The sequence below is a fragment of the Vibrio sp. 10N.261.55.A10 genome (assembly GCF_041470825.1).
Classification (GTDB): Bacteria; Pseudomonadota; Gammaproteobacteria; order Enterobacterales; family Vibrionaceae; genus Vibrio; species Vibrio crassostreae_C.
The window spans coordinates 8,163-29,842 of the sequence record NZ_JBFRNC010000001.1 but is presented as its reverse complement, the minus strand read 5'-3'; the positions used below and the strand labels follow the sequence as shown (position 1 = coordinate 29,842).

At 43.6% G+C, this 21,680-nt stretch carries 18 protein-coding genes and 1 tRNA gene; 11 read left to right on the top strand and 8 right to left on the bottom strand.

The genetic code is table 11. The features are described from left to right. Positions 1–53 precede the first annotated feature (53 nt). The 3 genes from AB4274_RS00135 to AB4274_RS00125 form a co-directional block, all read right to left on the bottom strand. Positions 54–127: transfer RNA gene (locus tag AB4274_RS00135), tRNA-Cys, on the bottom strand. A 199-nt stretch (positions 128–326) separates the two neighbouring features. Next, a complete protein-coding gene (gene viaA, locus AB4274_RS00130; RefSeq protein WP_017064542.1) occupies positions 327–1,772 on the bottom strand; it encodes an ATPase RavA stimulator ViaA in 1,446 nt (481 codons plus the stop codon). An 11-nt stretch (positions 1,773–1,783) separates the two neighbouring features. Continuing rightward, positions 1,784–3,439 (bottom strand): ATPase RavA domain-containing protein, encoded by a 1,656-nt coding sequence (locus tag AB4274_RS00125; protein ID WP_372110490.1) that lies wholly within the window; start codon positions 3,437–3,439, stop codon positions 1,784–1,786. A gap of 288 nt (positions 3,440–3,727) precedes the next feature. Here AB4274_RS00125 and AB4274_RS00120 point away from each other — a divergent pair, with 288 nt between their 5' ends. The 5 genes from AB4274_RS00120 (at position 3,728) to AB4274_RS00100 (ending at position 8,101) form a co-directional block, all read left to right on the top strand. After that, positions 3,728–4,243 (top strand): NUDIX hydrolase, encoded by a 516-nt coding sequence (locus AB4274_RS00120; RefSeq protein ID WP_372110487.1) that lies wholly within the window; start codon positions 3,728–3,730, stop codon positions 4,241–4,243. 39 nt (positions 4,244–4,282) lie between these two features. After that, positions 4,283–5,287, top strand: coding sequence for a low-specificity L-threonine aldolase (gene ltaE / locus AB4274_RS00115; protein WP_372055212.1), 1,005 nt, complete (start codon positions 4,283–4,285; stop codon positions 5,285–5,287). Positions 5,288–5,375: 88 nt separating this feature from the next. Then, positions 5,376–5,690: a cytochrome c gene (locus tag AB4274_RS00110; protein ID WP_017069125.1), complete on the top strand. Its 315-nt coding sequence runs from the start codon at positions 5,376–5,378 to the stop codon at positions 5,688–5,690. Positions 5,691–5,857: 167 nt separating this feature from the next. Then, entirely contained in the window at positions 5,858–6,793 is a 936-nt protein-coding gene (gene ylqF / locus AB4274_RS00105; protein ID WP_017070586.1) for a ribosome biogenesis GTPase YlqF, read from the top strand. A 282-nt stretch (positions 6,794–7,075) separates the two neighbouring features. Continuing rightward, on the top strand, positions 7,076–8,101 hold the full coding sequence (locus tag AB4274_RS00100; protein ID WP_017070587.1) for a GGDEF domain-containing protein: 1,026 nt from the start codon (positions 7,076–7,078) through the stop codon (positions 8,099–8,101). A gap of 169 nt (positions 8,102–8,270) precedes the next feature. On the opposite strand, the gene AB4274_RS00095 is transcribed toward AB4274_RS00100, so the two are convergent. After that, the gene (locus tag AB4274_RS00095) at positions 8,271–8,816 is read right to left on the bottom strand and encodes an N-acetyltransferase (RefSeq protein ID WP_017062600.1); all 546 of its coding nucleotides are present in this window, start codon (positions 8,814–8,816) and stop codon (positions 8,271–8,273) included. Between the two features lie 166 nt (positions 8,817–8,982). Here AB4274_RS00095 and AB4274_RS00090 point away from each other — a divergent pair, with 166 nt between their 5' ends. Both AB4274_RS00090 and AB4274_RS00085 read left to right on the top strand, forming a co-directional pair. Continuing rightward, entirely contained in the window at positions 8,983–10,125 is a 1,143-nt protein-coding gene (locus AB4274_RS00090; protein WP_017062601.1) for a fatty acid desaturase, read from the top strand. 239 nt (positions 10,126–10,364) lie between these two features. Then, positions 10,365–10,655, top strand: coding sequence for a putative quinol monooxygenase (locus AB4274_RS00085; RefSeq protein ID WP_017062602.1), 291 nt, complete (start codon positions 10,365–10,367; stop codon positions 10,653–10,655). A 231-nt stretch (positions 10,656–10,886) separates the two neighbouring features. On the opposite strand, the gene manA is transcribed toward AB4274_RS00085, so the two are convergent. The 4 genes from manA to mngA form a co-directional block, all read right to left on the bottom strand. Then, the gene (manA, locus tag AB4274_RS00080) at positions 10,887–12,074 is read right to left on the bottom strand and encodes a mannose-6-phosphate isomerase, class I (RefSeq protein WP_372110484.1); all 1,188 of its coding nucleotides are present in this window, start codon (positions 12,072–12,074) and stop codon (positions 10,887–10,889) included. 2 nt (positions 12,075–12,076) lie between these two features. Then, the gene (locus tag AB4274_RS00075; protein ID WP_372110482.1) at positions 12,077–13,243 is read right to left on the bottom strand and encodes a glycerate kinase; all 1,167 of its coding nucleotides are present in this window, start codon (positions 13,241–13,243) and stop codon (positions 12,077–12,079) included. A gap of 45 nt (positions 13,244–13,288) precedes the next feature. Then, entirely contained in the window at positions 13,289–15,928 is a 2,640-nt protein-coding gene (gene mngB / locus AB4274_RS00070; protein ID WP_372110480.1) for a mannosylglycerate hydrolase, read from the bottom strand. A 236-nt stretch (positions 15,929–16,164) separates the two neighbouring features. Then, positions 16,165–18,099, bottom strand: coding sequence for a PTS 2-O-a-mannosyl-D-glycerate transporter subunit IIABC (gene mngA / locus AB4274_RS00065; RefSeq protein WP_372110478.1), 1,935 nt, complete (start codon positions 18,097–18,099; stop codon positions 16,165–16,167). A 317-nt stretch (positions 18,100–18,416) separates the two neighbouring features. Here mngA and AB4274_RS00060 point away from each other — a divergent pair, with 317 nt between their 5' ends. The 4 genes from AB4274_RS00060 to dcuC all read left to right on the top strand — a co-directional run bounded on the left by AB4274_RS00060 (position 18,417) and on the right by dcuC (position 21,587). Further along, positions 18,417–19,133, top strand: a complete 717-nt coding sequence (locus AB4274_RS00060; RefSeq protein WP_009845448.1) for a GntR family transcriptional regulator — start codon at positions 18,417–18,419, stop codon at positions 19,131–19,133. A gap of 232 nt (positions 19,134–19,365) precedes the next feature. Then, positions 19,366–19,566, top strand: a complete 201-nt coding sequence (locus AB4274_RS00055) for a hypothetical protein (protein ID WP_136978665.1) — start codon at positions 19,366–19,368, stop codon at positions 19,564–19,566. Between the two features lie 23 nt (positions 19,567–19,589). Further along, positions 19,590–19,841 (top strand): hypothetical protein, encoded by a 252-nt coding sequence (locus AB4274_RS00050; protein WP_133151380.1) that lies wholly within the window; start codon positions 19,590–19,592, stop codon positions 19,839–19,841. 378 nt (positions 19,842–20,219) lie between these two features. Beyond that, positions 20,220–21,587, top strand: a complete 1,368-nt coding sequence (dcuC, locus tag AB4274_RS00045; protein WP_017062608.1) for an anaerobic C4-dicarboxylate transporter DcuC — start codon at positions 20,220–20,222, stop codon at positions 21,585–21,587. Positions 21,588–21,680 lie beyond the last annotated feature (93 nt).

Genomic DNA, 21,680 nt, shown 5'->3' with positions numbered 1-21,680 from the left:
GTATCGCATTTTCATTCTTAATATCTCTTAACTTATCAAGCTAAGAAAAAGAATGGAGGCGCCTCCCGGAGTCGAACCGAGGTCCACGGATTTGCAATCCGCTGCATAGCCACTCTGCCAAGGCGCCTTTTTAATTCAACACTTTAGGGACTTAAGTAAGCCGCACCGCTGTGTTCGGGTGCCTACTTTACGGATTGAGGGGAGATAGTCAAACAAAAAAGTGAATTTAAATTCCGTTTGCTGACATTTAAATCAAATTGCTGCATGTTCGATCTCTTTAATCAAAAAACACACAGCAAAATCGAGTTAAACAAGATGTTCTAGCGCTACCACTTCTTCATAAAACGACCGACAAGACTCGGATGATACGCCCAGCAGTGGTCAAACATAGTCATAAGTTGAGGGTTGCCATACTTAGAAAGACTAACCGCATGGAAACGGTTTTTGTGTTCTTTCAACTTTTCAACCTGAGCAATCATTTCGTCTGATTGTTTCGGCGCAATAAAGTCAGAAAGTACGATTAAATCGGCATTCTTGTATTTATCACCAGTCATTAGGTCAATCGACTTCATGAGAACAGGTTCCAAATCCGTACCGCCGTGGAATGAGTAACTTAAGAAGTCGCTCGCTTCACGTAGGCCATCTTGCCTTGTTAACTCATAGGTAATCTGCTCAGAAGAAAAAAGAATCACATAACAGTCTCTCTCTTCTGCAAGAGCAATTTGCATTAAGGCATAAGCCATTGCTTTAGCAGACTGCTCAGGGAAACCACTCATAGAACCCGAAGCGTCCACACAGACTATAAACGGGCCCTTTTCAATATCGATGTTCTTGCTATCTGGTTTTTGCGCCTTCACTTTGCGTAACGTGCGTGATTTACCTTGCGAGCGATAGCTCAGTAAACGCTTGTCGGCCAAGTGCTTGTAAAAGATAACCTCAAGTTCAGGATAAGCTAAGAACATGGTTTCGTTTGGCAGCATCTTGTTAAGGTCATCACTTTCATGAATCCCGACAATATCATCGACCGCTTCATCGCTTTTCTCTTCAACCACCTGCAATTCTTCTACAGGGGCTTTGTGTAGCGAAGGATCATCTTCCTCACCAGCCATACGGCCTAGCTTTTCAGCGATCTCTTGCAAGCCCTTGTGCTTATTCAAGAACTCAGCATGACGTTTCATGATGGTAAGGTCTGTTTTGCTTAATTTGGCAGAAGCCATGTCCCACAAGCGCCCTACACTGCCTTCATCACCCGACTCAGTCACTTTATCCATGTTTTTCATGGTTTCCATGCGCTGATAAAGATCGGCTAAGACTTTTTCTTTGCTTGTTTCAAGTTCAGTTACTTGAGCTTGTTTAATCGCATCAGAAAGTGATTGGTACCATTGGTCGCAAAAGTAGTGTGGAAACATCGCGTTATAAACACCCTTGTTGTTCTCCATAAGGCGTCGAGCTTGTAGATAAAACGCTGAGTGCCACTCGAGCTTTTTGATAACACTGTCTATCTCATCAAAGAACTGAGGTTCATCCCAGTAAATCACTTCTTGATAAAGGGCGATTTCCTCTTGGAATCGATCAGTTTCACACACCTTGGTGACGCGTTTTTTTACTTTACCGCGCCATTTGACTAAGTGGTTTTTCACTGATGTTTTCACACCTTTGTTCTCTGCAGCCATCATGACTTGAGAACGAGCGATGAGATCATTCATCGCGGTATCAATGATTCCGGAATCAGCTACCATCAAAGCGAGGTTTAAGCCGTCTGCTCCTAACATATGCTCTCCTCTTACTCGAAGTACTGGCTCATAAACTTAATACGCTGAGCGATCTTGGCACTCTTCACTTTCGTAGTTTCAAGATCTTGCGTTACCGATTGCAAACTTGCTTCCATCGCTTTTGGTAAATCAGGGTCAATATAGTTATGAGGTAATGCATCATGGAATTCAGTACGAACGCGTTTTAACTTGAATTCAGCTTCAGTTAACTGTTCTAAGGCTTTCTCAGCGCCACTCAACCACTTGTTGTACAGTTCTTGGTCTAAACCGTCAGTAGTAACCACACTCACCAATACAGAGCGATTGGCGATGTCTTTAATCACTAATTGGTTTGATGCATCCAAGTCGAGTTTTAAACGGCATAGGTTTTTATTTTCGTTTACGTAACCGTAAATATCACCGTGACCTTCTTTAAGAACACGATCAAAATCGTCTTTGGCTACGTATACCCAACGGCTATCGCCTTTCTCAGATTCAGAAACCGACATGTTGCTTTGCAGCATAACCAGTTTCACTAGATTGTAAGCACTGCCCACGCTGTACATTTTCGCGTTCTTGATGTCATTCTGGTAAACATCTTTACGCAACAAGCCACTGGTTGACTCCATAGAAAGTGACACCGACAACGTTGATTCAACATCGTCTTGAATCTCTTCTAACTCTTCACGAGACATTTCAATTTGAGCTTTCGACTCTTGTTGATCAAACGCTCGGTTCAATGCAAAGTCTTTCACCACGCTACGAACCACATCACGTGATTCTGGGCTATGCCACAAACAATCTTGCAGAAGCATAATATCCAGCGGGTTCACGCTATCGCGACCACTGAAGAACGCACTCGCTTTCAATAGTTTAACGGCCTTCTTCCAGCGTCTGTCTGATACATACAATTCTGACTCTGAAGCAGAGCCTTGCTTCTTAACCATCTCTTCAAGCATGGTTTTTAGTTCAAACAACTTATCAAACGAATTGTCTGTCAGTTCCAGCTTATCGAGCTCTTTCTGCCATTGATGGTATTCAATGTCCGTAATCGCCAAACCTTTTGGAATTACCGCTTCTTGAGAAGTACCCGTCGTCAGCATCGATTTGAAGTTTTGTTTGTTTTGAATACGGTTCACGAACACGCGTACCAACATACGGTCATAAAGTGCTTCCAAGCCGCTGTCTTCATCTGGAAGTTCGTTGGATGCCGATACTAGTAGACGCATCGGTACACGTTCAATATCACTGCCGTTTTTGAAAGTCTTTTCGTTAACGACAGTAAGTAGCGTGTTTAGGATTGCAGGGCCGGCTTTCCAGATCTCATCGAGGAAGACGACTTGTGCAGTTGGTAGGTAGCCTTCGGTTAGTCTTACGTAACGACCGTTGTCTTTTAATTCTTGGATACTTAGTGGGCCGAACACTTCCTCGGGAGTAGAGAAACGAGTCATCAAATATTCGAAATAGCTGCTGTTATCAAAAGCCTGAATGAGACGTTTCGCGATAAGGCTTTTTGCGATGCCCGGAGGGCCTAATAGAAACACGCTTTCACCAGCCAAAGCAGCCAGTAAACAAAGCTTAATGGTGTCTTCTCTTTCGTAGACACCATCAGACAGAGCATGCGCTAATTTATTGATTCTTTCAGAGAGTAGCGCCTTGTCAGCATGTGAAGAAATAGAAGGGTTCATGCGTTACTCCGAAAATCTTTGAACAATTGAGAGTGTAGATATGTTTTTATACATTTGTTAGTACTTTGTTACAAGTGTATTTTATTATTGAGTTGCATTTATATCAGATGGTTACGTCGGTAATTTTGGCGCAATCATAGATTCCAATTATGAGAGTAACATCACGAACGGCGTGAAACTAAATCTATTGCTAACCCTAATTTTTCTTTTATTTTCGACACCATAGACGTTATGGTGGTGCACGTCTTCCGTTATACGAAAAATTGGCAAGGAATGTGGCCAGACTGCATGAGTAAAGTTATCCATAAATGGAAAAGTATTTCTCTCATAGAAGAGAACGTGACGCTCCCTACGAACGTCGTGGTAAAACATACAACAATCAATCACCCTGGCGCGGCAGTTATTCTTCCTATCACTTCGTCTGGAAAAATCATCCTCATTAACCAGTTCCGCCCTTCTCTAAAGAAATGGCTTTTGGAACTACCCGCAGGCACGATGGAAATAGATGAGACACCTCTTCAATGTGCCCAACGCGAACTGGAAGAAGAAACAGGTTACAGTGCAACTTCTTTTCAAAGCTTGGGGCAAGTCACCCCTTTGGCTGGCTTCTGTGATGAGATACAACATCTGTTTGTCGCAAAAGACTTAAGCCTCACTACCCGCTTTGAATGCGATGACGATGAAGTAATAGAAGTGATCGAACTGAGTTTAGAAGAACTGCACGGTAAAATACGACACGATCAAATCACTGATACCAAAACTATCGCTTGTTTAAGTAAAGCCCAACTATGTGGCCATCTATAGCCAATTATATGGCTACCTAAAGTACTCTAGGAGAGAAACATGGACTTTCGTTCTGATACCGTAACTAAACCTTCGCAAGCTATGCGTGACGCAATGGCAAACGCAGAAGTGGGCGATGATGTTTATGGCGATGACCCAACCGTCAACGAACTAGAACAGTGGGCAGCAAATGAGACAGGCTTTGAAGCGGCAATGTTTACCTCTTCAGGTACACAAGCCAACCTTCTTGGCTTAATGGCGCATTGTGAGCGTGGTGATGAATATCTGTGTGGCCAGCAGGCGCACAACTACAAATACGAAGCTGGCGGCGCTGCGGTCCTTGGTTCTATCCAACCTCAACCAATCGAGAATAACCCAGACGGTACTTTAGACTTTAAAAAGCTTGCCGCTGCGATTAAGCCCGACGACAGCCACTTTGCTCGTACCAAGCTTCTTAGTTTAGAAAACACGATCAATGGTAAAGTCCTGCCAATGTCTTATCTAGCGGAAGCACGTGAGTTCGTAAACCAACACAGACTTCAAATGCACCTAGATGGCGCGCGCGTCTATAACGCAGCAGTCGCATTAGATGTACACATCAAAGAGATCGCACAACATTTCGATTCTATGACGATTTGCTTATCGAAAGGTTTAGGCGCTCCTATCGGTTCATTACTTCTTGGCAACAAAGAATACATCGCAAAAGCACGTCGACTACGTAAAATGGTCGGTGGCGGTATGCGCCAAGCAGGTATTCTTGCCGCAGCGGGAAAAATGGCTTTAACAGAGAACGTTACTCAACTTAAAGCTGACCACGAGAACGCAAAAAATCTAGCGATTGGTTTAAGCAAACTAGAAGGTTTTTCTGTTAACCCTGATTTCATTCAAACTAACATTGTATTTGCTAAGTTAGATGAGTCTGTGGATATCAACCGAATCGCACGCGAACTGGGCGAACAAGGCATTACGATGTCACCAGGGAACCCTGTTCGATTTGTTACTCATAGAGATATCAGTTCAGAAGACATCGCTACTTTCCTAACTAAGTTGGAAAATGCGCTTTAAGCCATACTAAATGTTCACCCAGAACAAATAAGACTTGAGCTTCCTCTTAGGGGAAGCTTTATAATCATGTTTTTACCGGAGTAAAAACGTGCATTACCCAACCTTCGCTCTAATATTGCTAGCTCTTTCCTCTAACCTTCATGCCTCTGATTTTGGCGACGCTGAACTAGGTAAAGTTAAATCACCAAGCTGCGTTTTTTGTCATAACCCTACCAGTCAATCGACTAATAACTCCTATCCTAAGCTTTCTGGCCAAGATCCAACCTATCTCTTTAATACAATGAAAGCGTATCAAACCGGAGATAGGCAGGGCGATTACGCGGATATGATGCGAGCGCAACTAAGTAAGCTTAACGATCAAGATTTGAAAGACATAGCGGCTTTTTACGCTTTACAAGATTAGCGGCTCCCACCTTCAATAGGTCAATCATCAGCTAAATAAACATCACCAAGTCGCCTATACTTCAAGCAAACTCACTGAGCTCATTGAAGGTCGGGATAGATATACCTTTACACGTATCATCCAACCCTTACAATGTGCAGCAAATATATTTATCAAGGTTTATCTCTATGTCTATTCAATGGTTTCCGGGTCACATGCATAAAGCCCGCAAAGAAATCGAAGAAGTTATCCCACAAGTTGATGTGATCATCGAAGTACTGGACGCTCGTATCCCGTTCAGTAGTGAAAACCCAATGATCTCTTCACTGCGCGGCGATAAGCCTTGTGTAAAAGTGCTGAACAAGCGTGACCTTGCAGATCCTGAACTGACTCAACGTTGGATTGAGCACTTCGAGAAGGAGCAAGGCGTTAAAGCGATTGCGATTACGACTAGCGTAAAAGAAGAAGTTAACCACGTTATGGAGCTGGTACGTAAACTGGCACCGCACCGTGAACAGATGGGCAAAAACATTCGTACAATGATCATGGGCATCCCGAACGTGGGTAAATCGACCATCATCAACTGCTTGGCTGGACGTACGATTGCGGTTACTGGTAACCAACCTGCGGTAACTCGTCGCCAACAACGTATCAATCTGCAAAATGGCGTGATCCTTTCAGATACTCCAGGAATCCTTTGGCCTAAAGTAGAAAACCCACACAGTGGCTTCCGCTTGGCTGCAACAGGTGCTGTAAAAGATACAGCAATGGAATACGATGAAGTGGCATTTTACACAGTAGAGTACCTAGCAAAACAGTACCCTAACCTTTTGCAAGAGCGCTACCAAATTGATGAGCTGCCTGAGTCTGACATCGAACTGATGGAAGCGATTGGCCGTAAGCGTGGTGCACTTCGTGCCGGTGGTCATATCGACATTCACAAATGTTCAGAAATCCTGCTTCACGAATTGCGTAATGGCACTTTAGGTAAGGTAACGCTTGAGTTGCCAGAAATGATCACACAAGAGCTGATCGAAGTTGAAGAAGCGGCTGCGCTGAAAGCGGAACAACAGATTAAGAAAAAAGAAGAGCGTCGTAAGCGTTACCTGAAGAACAAGCGTTAATCGCGATTAGTTTTTATAATCTGCTTTAATTTCTGTTTACCACTCTTACACCAGCCTCTAGATATTCACGCTCTATCGATAATAGAGCGTGAATATTGCCCGCTACCGTTTGTTGATCTAGCTAACATACTGACAAATCTATAGAAATGGTCGTTTACAATCCCAAAGACTGTGACATACTACGCAAATTATTGTGTATCAATCTCGGCTAATTTCTCAATGCGCTCTTATTCTGGGTTCAAGAATCAAAGATTTAAAACCTATTTCGATAATGAAATTTATTTGCCGTACATAAATTTCATCTACATCCCTATCTCAATATTCTGTGCTTTTATCGTCACCGACTACATCCACTTTGGTAGCGAGTGCATTACGCCTATCATTTTCCGAGTCATACTTTTTTTATTGATGATGGCCGCCGCCAGATACTGTATTACAAACAAACCCAACGTTTTGGAACTCGTAGAAAGTGCCTTCCTTGTAATTAGCTCACTTTTCTTGGTCTATGTCGGTCGACTAGCCATCGAGCTGAACAACTTCGATTACCAAGGTGGCATCATTTTAGTGATGATCTACATTGGTACGTTTTCAAGATTGTCAGCCAGATACAGTATATCTACGCTGTCGTTTATCTTTTTGGCTTATCTCATCGGCCTTGCGCCACTGCTTTATGAAGCGGAGCCAGAGCATGAAATAGAAACAATTTCCGTTTATATCTCGGCTTACATCCTAATCTCAGCGGCCTGTGTTAGACGTGACCTGGAAGTACACAAACGTTTCGCTCAATCCGAGCAACTCCGCAAACAAGCGATTCAGCTTCGCAAGCAATCTAATATGTTCGAGGCCCTTTCCTATCAAGACGCACTAACGGGCTGCTACAACCGCCTTTATCTTCATCAGGTGATAGAACCGAGCATAGACCGTCAGCGATCCATTACATCGCTCATGATAGATATTGATCATTTCAAATCGATTAACGACACCTACGGCCATCAAATGGGTGACATGGTGATTAAAGAACTGGCCGATGAGATTCAAAAACGACTACCGACTAGCAGTAACTGCTTTCGATACGGCGGTGAAGAGTTCTTGGTGCTGGTCCAAGGAGAAACCGAGGCTTCAATTGAATCGCTGGTTAATGCCCTTTTAGAATCCCCTACTCGCCTTAGATTAGAAGTAACAATTTCAATCGGTGTGAAACATGCCCCTCAAGCCCTTGGTTCTGTCGAGCAGCTTATCGACGACGCTGACCAAGCACTCTACATTTCGAAAAAAGGCGGTAGGAATAAGATCACATGGTGTGATTAATCGCCCAATATTTCACGCATCTTTGCGAATCATTAAAACGACCACTAATTCAATCAAAAAAGCCCCGAGCAACTTAATACTCGGGGCTTTTGTCTTTGTTCTTCTGCTTTAAAATAGCTTCGTTAAGAACCTGCTACTCAGCAAAAAAACAGTATTCAACAAGAATCGACTAAGAATACACAACGCTCGCTGTTTTCTGTTCAAGTTCAACGGGAGAGCTCCAAGAAATCACTTTTTCATTCACTTGGCTGCCACATGGTGCGTTCCAAACTTGCTCTAGTTCTTCTTTGCCACCAATCGCCTGATAAAAAGCAATCGCTTGGTGGTTCTCAGACATCACCTCTAGGTAAAGCCCTGAGTCCGAATAGTATTGCTGCAACCACTTCGACAATTCAGACAACAGACGCTTGCCTACACCTCGTCCACGATAATTATTATCTACATGTAACGCATCGATGAACGTACCACGCTCAAAGTTGTGATTACCGAACGCGCAGACAAAACCAACCAGTAAACCGCCTTCCTCAAGCAATAAAACATGTTGGTTGAAAGGAGGATTAATCAAACGAGTCTGCCAAATAACAGATCTGTCCTCCAAAACATCATGTTCTAGGTAATCATCAGCAAGAATGCCACGGTAATATAGCTTCCAGCTATCCGCGTGTAATTGGGCAATCCGCTCATAATCTTTATATTCAGCTACCTTAATTTCCATTTATTAGCCCTTAGTACTTCCATTTATGACTTGCTACTACATTTCACACTACCTTTATACAATATTTAAGCAAAACATACTAATACACGTTTACACTTTCAATATTGACTTACACGTGTACGCTGATATTCTAGCGCACAGATGTAAGCCCAATGGAAATTTGCTAATGAATAGTGCCGACAAACAATCTACAAAAAAGCCGCCATTAATCTGGCTCAATATTTTTGTGTTCTCTTTTAGTATGCTGCTTGCTGTTGTAGCGGCTCCCGTTTATGGCTACTTTTTTGGCTATGGCATGGAGCACTGGATATGGCTAGCAATCTGCTTTACGTTCTGTAACCTTTCAATCACGACAGGTTATCACCGCTTATGGTCACATAAAGCGTTTGAAGCGCATTCAAGCCTAAGATTCCTGTTTGCATTAGGTGGTGCATTTGCCCTGCAGAACAGCGCGCTACACTGGTCTTCTGATCACCGTGTTCACCACAAGCATGTCGATAACAACGACAAAGACCCATACTCTGCAAAACGTGGATTTTGGTACTCACACATTGGCTGGATGATTCGTAATTACAGCACCTCAATGTACGAAAACTACGAAAACTGCCGTGACCTTAAAAAAGATAAGATTGTTATGTGGCAGCACAAGCACTATGTTCTGTTAGCATTACTAATGAATTTCGGTGTTCCTATCGCTTTAGGCGTGATTTACGGTGACGTGATTGGCATGTTGTTAATCGTAGGTGCAGTTCGTTTGGTACTTAACCACCACACAACATTCTTTATTAACTCTCTTGCTCACATCTGGGGTAGCCAACCTTTTACTGACAAAAACACAGCGCGTGATAACGGTGTGTTAGCAGTACTCACTTTCGGCGAAGGCTACCACAACTTCCACCACATCTTTGAGAACGACTACCGTAACGGCATCTACTGGTGGCAATACGATCCAACAAAATGGTTGATTAAGAGTGCTTCGTTGATGGGACTGGCAAGTAAGCTTAAGAAAACCCCTCAAGCTCGTATTGAGAAAGCTGAAGCGTCAATGTTACTTAAACGCACCCAGCAAAAAATCATGCATCGTGCCGACAAGCAACAAATCGCAGAGAAGCTTCAACAAGAGTTTGATGCTCTAGTATCAAACATGAACGAATATTACGAAGTTAAAAAACAGCTACTTGAAAGCAAGCGCGAAGACGTTGTGAAGAAGTACGAACACTCTGTTCTTAAGGTTCGTTATCAGCAAATCAAAATGAATTTCGAACAACAGAAGAAAAATTGGGCAATGACGGTTGAGCAATACGCTTAAGGTAAGACAGTACGCTTAACACCCCAGTAACAACACAGTTTGATTCTTATTCAAAAGCCCTCATATTGCTATGAGGGCTTTTTTTAATAAGCATAACCTACTCGGCTCTGGCCCTATGCTCTCGAGTTTGAATTGTGGATGGTAAGAACCATAGTTATTGGATTTCAGAACTCTTTCTTCATTCTGAATTTATACTTATATTACTTAAACTTACCGAGTTTAAAGCGAAGGAATTGAAAATGAGCAAACTGACTATTATTGCAACGATCGTCTCTAAAGAAGACAAAACTGAGCTTGTAAAAGCTGAGATGATTAAATTGATCGATAAAACCCGTGTTGAAGACGGCTGTATTAACTACGATCTGCACCAAGATAACAGTAACCCTGCTCACTTCGTTTTTCATGAGAACTGGGAGTCTGAAGTTCATCTAGAGAAACACTTAGCGAGCCAACACATCGCTGACTACATGGCTGCGACTGAAGGTTGTATTGAAACCTTTGTGCTTAATAAAATGACGCACATTGCCTAACCAGTCACTCAGTACTAATTCAATAAAAAGCCCTGCTCTGATCGCAGGGTTTGTCTTTTCTACAAGCTTATATCTGCTCATTCTAATAATGAAAAAACCCGCCAGAGTAGCGGGTATGGTCAATAATCATGACTGTCAAAGACAGATAGGTAACAACCATCAATCCAATATTGAGTACCACTTTACAGTGGCACTCTGACATTTCTTTTGCTGATCGCTAGCACGGGGGCACTAGTTAAAAGCACGAGCCAAAATGCCATTCCCTTGATATTGGTAAACACTTGAATTACTACTTACAAAGACCGATTCTCCGGGCTTAAGAGAAACTGACCGCCCTTCTGAAGTGACGGTCGCCTCTCCTTCCACACAGAACAAGATCTCCGCGCTACGTAGATACTGTGACTTGCTCTCATCAGTCGCAGACAAGATATCAAAGCCAAAGTCATCCACTGGAATCGGATAACTCATCTTGCCCTCTTTCAATACAGGCTTAAGGCGGATATCTTCTGGCTTAATCGGCTCAAAGATTGTGTTGTCGATAAGCTCAGGGACATCGATATATTTGGGAGTGAGACCGGCACGCAGCACATTGTCTGAGTTTGCCATAATCTCTAAACCCGTACCTTGAACATAAGCATGTGGGGTTTCTGCGAACAGGAACATCGCTTCACCGGGCGCCAGCTCAACCGTGTTAAGCATTAATGGCGCAAATAAGCCAATATCACCAGGATAATGCTGTTTGAATTCGATGCTGTATTGAAGAGCTTCACGCCCCATGACCGTTTTGGCTGGTCGCGCATGTGCAGCATAAAGCTCATTAAGCGCAGACGCTTTGCGGTCACCTTCAAGAGACATAATGGCGCTAAAGAACGACTTCAAAGAATCACTGTCGGCATTGGCTTTTAGTACATTAAGCTCAATCGCTAACGAAGGAATATCCGCTTCTTCGAACAAGGCAATAATGTCGTCGATTGGACGAAAGCCATTCATCGCTTTGTAGAAGGTCAACGCATAAACCAACTCAGGTTTATGGTTTGGATCTTTGTAGTTGCGATTAGACGCATTCAAAGGGATACCAAGTGCATTCTCACGCTCAAAACCTAATTCTGATTTTCGCTTGTTCGGGTGAACCTGAATCGATAACGGTGTTTCAGCGGCCAACACCTTAAACAAGAAAGGCAATTCACCGAAACGAGCCGCCGTGTATCCGCCTAAGACATCGATTTTGTTTTCATCAATCATGTGAGAAAGCGATTCACCGGTATCGCCTACCTTTGAACAACCATTTGGATGAGCACCCATCCAAATTTCTGCTTGAGGTTCCTGGTTTGGGTTCACAATACCAAACAATTGGTTAATGGAGTCTTTGCTTCCCCATGTGTAGTTTTGAATAACGTTGTCGAGTTTAAATAGAGACATAATTACTTCTCATTAAAAATCTGGCTACCAAGCTTGAGCGTGGCGGCGATATTACGGGCAGTGCGAGTCAGGTTTTGATTCGCTTCTGATAAAACTTGGTCTAAAGACTGAGGTGAACGTACGGTTCCAAATAAGCTAGACATTGAGCCGTAAAGTTTTTCAACGTCTTGCCCCAAAGAGCCCGCAATTCCAATGGTTGGAATACTCAACTTTTGAGCTCGCTGAGCGATGCCGAAAGGTGTTTTACCTTGCAGGGTTTGGTTGTCCATCTGCCCCTCTCCGGTCACGACCAGTGAAGCACCTTCAAGAACCTTATCTGCATCCAAGGCATCTAATACCATCTCAATACCCGCTTTAATTTGGATATTGAATGCAAGACTTAACCCCAGAGGTGTACCACCAGCAGCACCAAATCCAGCTGTGTCGCGATGATTAGTACCCGTATGTGCTTGAGCGATATCGGCAAAGTGCCCGATCGCAGTATCAAGTTGTTCAACTTGAGCTTTTGATGCGCCTTTTTGCGGACCAAACACAGTACTGGCTCCGCTTTCGCCACATAATGGATTATTCACATCACACGCGACCACGAACGTCACTTCTTTGCATCTAGGGTGCAGTCCTTCAAGATCGATGCTTGCTAACCGGCTTAATTCGGCGCCGCCACCAGATAGCTCGTTGCCTTGCTTGTCTAATAACTTGCCTCCCAACGCTTGTAAGATGCCAGCACCTGCATCATTGGTTGCGCTGCCGCCCAAACCAATAATGATTTGTTCAACACCTTGATCTAGTGCATCTTTGATCAATAGCCCAGTACCAAACGAAGATGCGGTTAACGGTGCTCTTTCTTCTACGGTTAATAGGTCTAAACCCGATGCTTGAGCAAATTCCACCAAGACAGTTTTTACGTTGGCGCCATCAACAGTCTGTTCCAACGAAGCCCAATAAGCCGTACATTCACGCCCGATTGGATCCGTCGTGTGCAGCAGTTGCTTCTTACCATTGAGCGCCTCTAGCAACACGTCTACCGTGCCTTCTCCGCCATCGGCGAGTGGCATTTTCACAAACTCTGCGTAAGGGAAAACATCGGCAAATCCACGCTCAATGCAAGACGCAACTTGATGAGCGTCGAGTGATTCTTTAAATGAATCAGGGGCAATTACAATTTTCATTGTCGTTCACCATTCCCGCCCACCAAGGTGAGCGGGTTATCGAAATTAGAATTTGATTTGGAATGTTTTTGCTTGGCAAGGTGCTATCTGGCCGAACTCTTCAGATGCTACATCACCTTCGCGTACGCGCTCGTCCATGCTTGTCTCTTTCCAGCTTGAAACCGCTTGAGTAAAAGAGATTGAATCCGATACTGAACCCGATTCTGCCGGGTTGTAGACACGCATGATCAGTGCATCTTCGTCTTCCGCTTTCTTCAGCACACTCAACACCGCGCCTGATTGTTGCTTAGACAGAAGGCTAAAACTCATAGGTAGGTTCTGCTCACCCACGTTGAGCTTCATCGCGTTGTAAGGGATCTTGTTGTAGCATTCGATTAGAGTGACATTGTCACGTGCTTGCGCCATGATGTTCGCGTCAATATGGTTACCAGAGAAGCCACACAGTGTGAATTCACACACTAATTTGCCGCGCACTTGTGAATCTGGGGTCGGGATCTTGATGCCAGAAGGACGCCCCGGACGAAGCAATAGCTCTTCTTTACCCAACACGCCAATACCACGGAATAGTGTCAGTGCGAAGGTATCTCTATTTTCGTCACCTTTAGATGCAATCACTTCAAATTCACGCAGACCATTCGACATAATAGCCATACCCGCTTTGCCGTTTTCTAGCGCAGCAAAGTTCATTAACTGATACACAGGAACCGGTGCTTCTTTCCACTTCTCTTCTTCCCAAACCGCCATTGCAGGGTCATTGGTTGGTCGAGTAATACAACCGAACTGGTTATCTGCTACCACAGTTTCAGAAATAAATGGCGTAGGTACTAATACACGTACACGGTGGTCGTCGGCTTGGTTGTCCAATTCCATACGGACTTCGATGCGGCGAGAACCTTGCTTCAATACCACTTGGCATTGCGCTTCAACGAATCCATTTTGACCCGTGCGTTCTTCACGCTCTGTAAGGTTTGCTGGCACGTTCATGCGGAAAGCGATGTTTGCTACCGATTGGAAACCTTGGTGGTCAATTGATGTTTCTACCGGGAATTCATCAGAGTACAACAGCCACTCTTGACGAGATGGAGAGTAATCGTACTCATCGCCGTCATCAGAACCATCTTCTAAACGAAGTGCTTGGTCGAATACTTGCTCTGTCTCTTTATCGAAAATAGTCAGAGTACCGTTGTCGTTTACATTAATTCGGTAGTATTCGTTCTCTAGCAAGTAGTCTTTCTGCTCTGCGACTTTAACTGCGCCCTTCTCATTACCTTGGATGTGTAACGTGGTGAAACCCATCGCTGGTACAGTGCGTTTGATTTGAATATCAAACTCCATGAAAGGGTCGTAGTTGCCGTAGTGAACGATTTGACGGTCTACTTTACCTGGGTCGATTTGGCGCTTGTCTTGGATGAAGTATTCAACTGGGTTTTCGTTTTCATCAAAGATAGAAAATTCTTGAGCACGGATAGTGATGGTTGTGTTCACCACTTCTTCACGCTCATACGGAGAAAGGTTAAACATCGCCAGTTTGTCGCAACCTTCGCGATCCGGCATATGGTCAACGATTTTACGTTTGTAGAAGTGGATTAGGTTTGTCGCCATGTCGTCCGCAAGGATGTAACGGTTTAGGATTTCAGCGTGTACCTTGTCTGAACAACAGCAACCAATAGAGTCATGAGCATGGTTCTTCATGCTCTCTTTCCACATTTTCTCAATCAAACCGTGGTGATATTCGAAACCTAATGTCCAAGCGATAGACGCTAGAGGTTCTAGGATGTTTACAATCTTGTTTTCGATTTCCGCATGGATCAGTTTGATGTCCATACGTGTAGAAGAGATCGTACGGTGAACACGCATGTATTTACCGTCGTTGAACTCGCCTTTGATTGTGTCGAGTTGGTCGCGCGCCGCTTCTACTTTCTCGAACACTTCTTCGTAACGGCTCATTGAGAATTCACGATCTGGGTAGATTTCGCGAAGCTTGTCCATTACTTCAAAGATGTCTTTTTGAATCGGCATTTGGTCGTGGCCGTTCGGTAGCAAGATATCTTTAGTCACCGATGGCTTTTCTAGCACTGGGAAGTACTTATCTAAACGAGCACGCAAGCCTTCTTCGTCTTGTGGAAGGTATTTACCAATCGCGTAACCCAGCGGAAGCACTTGTGCCGTTACTTCACTGCCGTCATTAGACTGCCATAAGAATTCTGTTTTGTTGGTGCCATGACGCTCTGAACAACCACGCCAGAACATTGCACGCGTGATGTCGAAGCCGTTGTAGATCATTGGCAGCTGTGAGCTCATGCTGAATGAATCTGGTAGGTAACCAATCTTCATTGCATCGCCAAACTTCATACAGTCACGAATACCATACATCATGTTGCGCACAATTGACTCACCAGAAACTTGCATTGTGTCGGTTTGAGAATACCAAGGGCCAATAATTAACTTGCCCGCTTCAACCAATGCTTTTACGCGCTCTGTGTTTTCTGGTTTGATTGCGAAGTAGTCTTCTAAAACGGCGGTTTGACCATCTAGAACGTAGTATTTGTATTCTGGATCGCTCTCCAGACGGTTCATGATTTCTTCCATGTTGTTCACAAGAAGAATACGAGACTCTTCTGTTGTGAAATACCATTCACGATCCCAGTGCATGTGAGGAGTAATATGTACGCGTGATGTAGTCATAATCATTTACCTAAATGTGTCGCTTCGAGTAAAACTAAAGTTCGAACCCAAATACGACTAAATTAAATTTTTTCAAGGGGTTAAAATTGGCTGCCACTAAATTTAGGGTGCAGAAAACCACGCCCAGAATCTGTGTGAATAAAACCGTTAGGAGCACAGGTATTTAGGGCAGCCAGTTGTTTGTTATTTTTTATATATTGATTTCGCAGTGAGTTAGGAGCTAACTCAAAATTCAGTTAGTTCTGTGTTGCAGTACTTGCTTCAAATTTACCCTTTTTTACCGCGTGACCACGCCACATCAGAAGAGTAATGGTTGAAATCACTGTGCCGACAATCGCAGCACCGAACCAGATTGCAGCAGCAGAGAATGCGCCTAAACCAGAATCGTGTAACAAGAAAATAGAGAAGATACCTGCGCCCGGAGTGGATAGACCAATACCTGCCGCACCCACCATTGCACCTGTTACTACAGAGCCTAGTAAGAATGAGCCGATTACACGGATTGGATCTTCAATCGCCATTGGGATTGCACCTTCAGTAATACCCGCAAGACCAAGTAGCCATGTAGATTTACCGGTTTCAATCTCAAAGTCTTTGAATAAGCGTGGAGCAATCATGGTAGAAGCCGTTACCGTGAACGCCGATACCATTTTTACTGAGCCAAAGATTGCGTAAGGACCATAAACACCGTTTGCCATTGCACCTAAACAGAATGCGTAAGCAGCTTTGTTTACCGGACCACCTAGGTCGAATGATACAAACAGACCTAAAATTGCACCCAATAACAACGCATTGGTGCCTGACATACCGTTCAACCAGTCCGTTAAACCTTGGTTTAAGAACGCAACAGGTTTACCGATAACAAACAGCATCAAGCTACCCGCTACCAAAGTACCAATCACAGGGTAAAGGTAGAAAGTAAGGAAACCGTTAAATGCAGGGCCTAAGCGAACATGCTCTTTCACCCAGCGCATCACGTAACCCGCAATCAAACCACCAACAACACCGCCTAGGAAACCTGAACCAATGATGTTTGCAGCAATACCCGCAGCAAAACCAGGACCCAGTGCCGGTTTGTCGGCTAATGAGTAAGCAGTGTAAGCTGCCAGTACTGGCACCATTAATGTACCTAATAGGCCGCCACCTAATTTACGATACATCCACAGCCAAGAATCTTTTGTTGCGTAAAGCTCTTGCAGGTCAAAAATTTGCGCGATAAGAACAGCAACCGCAAGAACAGTACCACCAGCAACGATAAGAGGAACCGCGTAAGAAATACCAGAAAGCAGTGCTTGTTTAAGCTCAGTTTTCAACGGTAGTTTTTTCGGTTTGTCATCAGTAGCCACTGTGCGTTCTGCACCGTTACCTTTTTTCGACTCTTCAATCGCTTCATTAAGAATGCGTTCACCGTGCTTAATCGGTTCTGCAACTGGGGTTTCAACACGAGGAATGCCATTAAAGCGCTCAGATTCTTTAATCGCAACTTCAGCAGCAAACACACACGCTACAGCATTATTAAGTTGTTCCGCAGTTAAGCGATCTTCAATACCGTTTGCGCCCTGCTTTTCAACATGAACCTTGTAGCCAAGCTTTTTGCCGGCTTTTTCTAGGTATTCTGCCGCCATATAAGTATGAGCAATACCTGCAGGGCAAGCAGTAACGCATACAATTGTCGGTGCATTTGTATCTAAGTTGTCTTGTTTTTCTTCTTGTTGATTGTCGCCATCAAGAAGCGCGAAGATTTCATCAGCGGTTGTTGCTTTTAATACTGCTTCACGAACATCGTCATCAACCAATGTGGTTGTCAGTTCGGTCAGCAGGTGCATGTGGGTAGAACCCGCTTCTGCATTTGGAATGGCAATTAGGAAGATAAGATTCACATCTTCGTCTTCATCTAGGCCTTTCCATTTCATGTCTTCTTTCAATGTTGCAACAGCGAAACCAGCTTCTTTAACCGCGTCAGTCTTGCCGTGCGGTACTGCTAGGCCTTCGCCAAGCGCTGTCGGGCCTTGCTCTTCACGAGCAAATACTGCATCAAGATACTCTTGTTTGTTGTGCAGTTTGCCTTGCTGATTCAGTTGGTCAGCAAGTGCGTAAATCGCTTCTTCTCGACTGCTAAACGTAGTTTGCAGATTTACGAGCGACTTATTCGTTAGAGTAGTAAGTTTCATAACCTTTGTCCCATAGTCACGGATTAGTACGACAGTCGTCCCTGTCGACGAGAAGAATAATACAACTTCAAGACATTTAATCCGTGATCACGATCTCATCAATACACATTTGTATTTAATTTGTATTTAAATCGTATTGGTAAATCCTTTAAGAAAGCTTGTTATGTATCGTTTAATTTGTATTATATGTACTACAAAACGCCGATACGACGCTCACACTAACCTTTAAAGCAAGGCTTATATAGAGCAAATTTACGTATTTAAGGTACAGGTTGTTAATCAAAGTCTAGTTGTCCTAGCGCACAAATGAGGCAAAAATGGCAAGACTCCCTATGTATCGCCAAATCGCCGATGCAATAAGAGAAAAGATCAGTTCTGGTGAATATAAAGTTGGAGAAGCACTCCCAACGGAAGCGCAATTGCGTGAAGTATTCTCGGTAAGTCGTGTAACGGTTAGACAGGCGCTGAAACTACTGATCGAAAACGATGAGCTGGAAAGCGTTCAAGGTAGTGGTACTTACGTCAAAGAGAACAAGATCAATTACGACATCTACAAACAGTCGAGCTTTCAAGAAAAGTGGGCGCATTTGGATGTGGTTACACACAGTGAAGTTCTGGCCTTCGAAATGAAGCCGTGTTCTTTGGCGATGTCTGAACATTTAGATATCAAAGAAGGCGAATTGGTTTTCTACGTAAAACGTGTTCGTTTCATAGACAACAATCCAATCACGGTTGAAGAAACTTGGTTACCTGTTGCCCTATTCCCAGATCTCACCTATCAAGTGATGCAGACATCAAAGTACGACTTTATTGAGAACACCAAAGGCATGGTGATTGATCGAAGTGAGCAGGAATTGGTACCGATTCTTCCGCCTGAAGACGTTGCTAAACAGTTAGGTATTGACCCAGCTCAGCCTATCATTGAAAAACGTACTCGCGGTTACCTCGCCAATAACACGGTGTTTGAATACAGCCGTAACTACTTCACGTCTAACGATTACCGATTTACTTTGGTCGCAAGACGCCAGAGATAATGCTCATCAGCGAGTTTCGATAATAGCAAAATGACCAACACAGAGAGCGCCTTGTTCTCTGTGTTTGTATGCTGTTAACTCAATCATAAAACCAACTTTCCTACCCAAATATTCCTAAACCAATATCAAGTAACCTCACGAAAGATCATTCACATTCATTTAAATACTGTTCGCGCACTTTGAACATAAACTAAGCGCCAAATGACAAGAACAACAGTCGACAGGAATGTAAATGAATACCAAACAACTTGAGGACGCGGTAAGCGAAGTGAGCTTATTCAATCAGCACCTCCACTTAATCCAATCCGTGCATACCATTCCAACCCCAAAAATGAATTGGGAGTCGATTGCGATGGAACCTGCGCCAGCAATGCCAACGGTTCGATTCGATCACTGTCTACTCATCAGACTAACACTTAGTTCGTCGTGTTAAATCACTTTATATACAAAACTATTATGTCGAAACACACTATCTCACGAACATCGCACCCATTAGCAAATACAATTTCATACACACGATTCCTACCAAAGCTACCTTTAGTTCTAATCGCTTTCTCTATGCCCCTATTCGCAGAAGAAGTTGAAGAAGTGGTACTCGAGGACGAAGTCGTATTAAATGAAGGTTCTGAGTTAAACGAAGAAGCTGAAGAATCGCCTTATTATAACTTGTGTTTTAGCGCTTACTTATGGGAAGTAAGTAGGCGTTAAACATAAGTAATCTTTAAATGTAAGTAAGCTTAAAAGCTAAGATTCTCACCTCTTTACTCCGATAAATACCCACTTCGTTACACGTTTCCTTCCAAAGTACAAAAAATACTCGCGATTTATAAAATAACACCACCATATGCAAATAGAACAACCAAAGGTGATCCAAGTTATATTCTAACAAGCCACAAAATTTGTTTATTAACATCTAAACAACAGTAGTTATTCACGATTTACAACCACAATTAACATCAAAGAAAATGTTTGTCTTAGATCATATCAACCTCAACTATGCCTCGTGCCACAGTGCAGTTTTCTGTACATTCATTGTCATATTCTGAAACACTTTCTTATATTTTTTTAAACTTTGTGGAGATTTCTATGTTAGAGCTCTTGATCGGATTAGTGATTACTATCGCTGTTGGTTACTTTATTGTGAAAGGCTATAAAGCGGCAGGTGTACTACTGACAGCTGGCCTTGCCCTACTTCTTATTACTGGCCTTATAGGTCACACAGTCTTACCCGCTAAGGTCGCTTCAACAGGTAACATGGTTACCGACTCACTAGAATTCGTTAAGTACATGCTTCAGTACCGTGGAGGCGGCCTAGGCATGCAAATCATGCTTCTTTGTGGCTTTGCTTCTTACATGACGCATATCGGCGCAAACAATGTGGTAGTAAAACAATTCTCTAAACCGCTTGCTGCTATCAAATCTCCATACGTACTTCTTGTTGCGGCTTACATCGTAGCGTGTCTAATGTCTCTAGCAGTAAGTTCTGCAACAGGCCTTGGCGTGCTATTGATGGCGACCCTATTCCCAATGATGACGGCAATGGGTATTTCTCGCCCAGCGGCAGTTGCAGTTTGTGCGTCACCTGCAGCCATCATTCTTTCACCAACGTCTGGTGATGTGGTTATCGCGGCAGAAAAATCAGGCATGTCTCTTGATGTGTTTGCTGTTCAAACGGTACTGCCTGTTTCTATCTGTGCGATCATCGTGATGGCGGGTGCGGCTTTCTTCTGGAACAAATACCTAGATAAGAAAGAAAACACACCAATGGAAAAAGTAGACGTTTCTGAAATCGAAACAACGGCGCCGGCTTTCTACGCTGCACTTCCATTCCTACCTATCATCGGCGTTTTCCTATTCAACGGTCGTACGATTCCAGGGCTTTCACTTGATATCTACACTATTGTGGTAGGTTCTATCTTCGTAGGCGCAGTTATCGATTACGTTGTTAAGAAGTTTGACGGCGAGAAAACACTAGAAGATCTAGACTCTTGCTACCAAGGCATGGCTGACGCGTTCAAAGGCGTGGTAATGCTGTTGGTTGCGGCGGGCGTATTTGCTCAAGGTCTAATGTCTATCGGTGCAATTGATAACCTAATCGGTCTTGCCGAATCTGCAGGCGCAGGCGGTATCGCATTGATGCTTATCCTCACAGGTCTAACGGTTGCTGCGGCAATTGCGACAGGTTCAGGTAATGCACCTTTCTATGCATTCGTAGAACTGGCTCCATCATTAGCGGCGAAAATGGGCTTGAACCCAGCGTTCCTAATCATCCCAATGCTTCAAGCATCGAACCTAGGTCGTACAATTTCACCAGTATCTGGCGTAATCGTAGCGACTTCTGGTATGGGTAAAATCAGCCCATTTGAAGTCGTAAAACGTACGTCTGTACCCGTAATCTGTGGTCTTATTACGGTTATCTTCGGTACGCTTGTATTGGTTCCAATGTCGGCGTAAGCCTTAAGTTTCTAATCTCAAAGAACGAAGAACAAACGAACACCAATACTGAATATAAAATGCGTAAACAAAAAGGCGCTGAACTTAATAAGT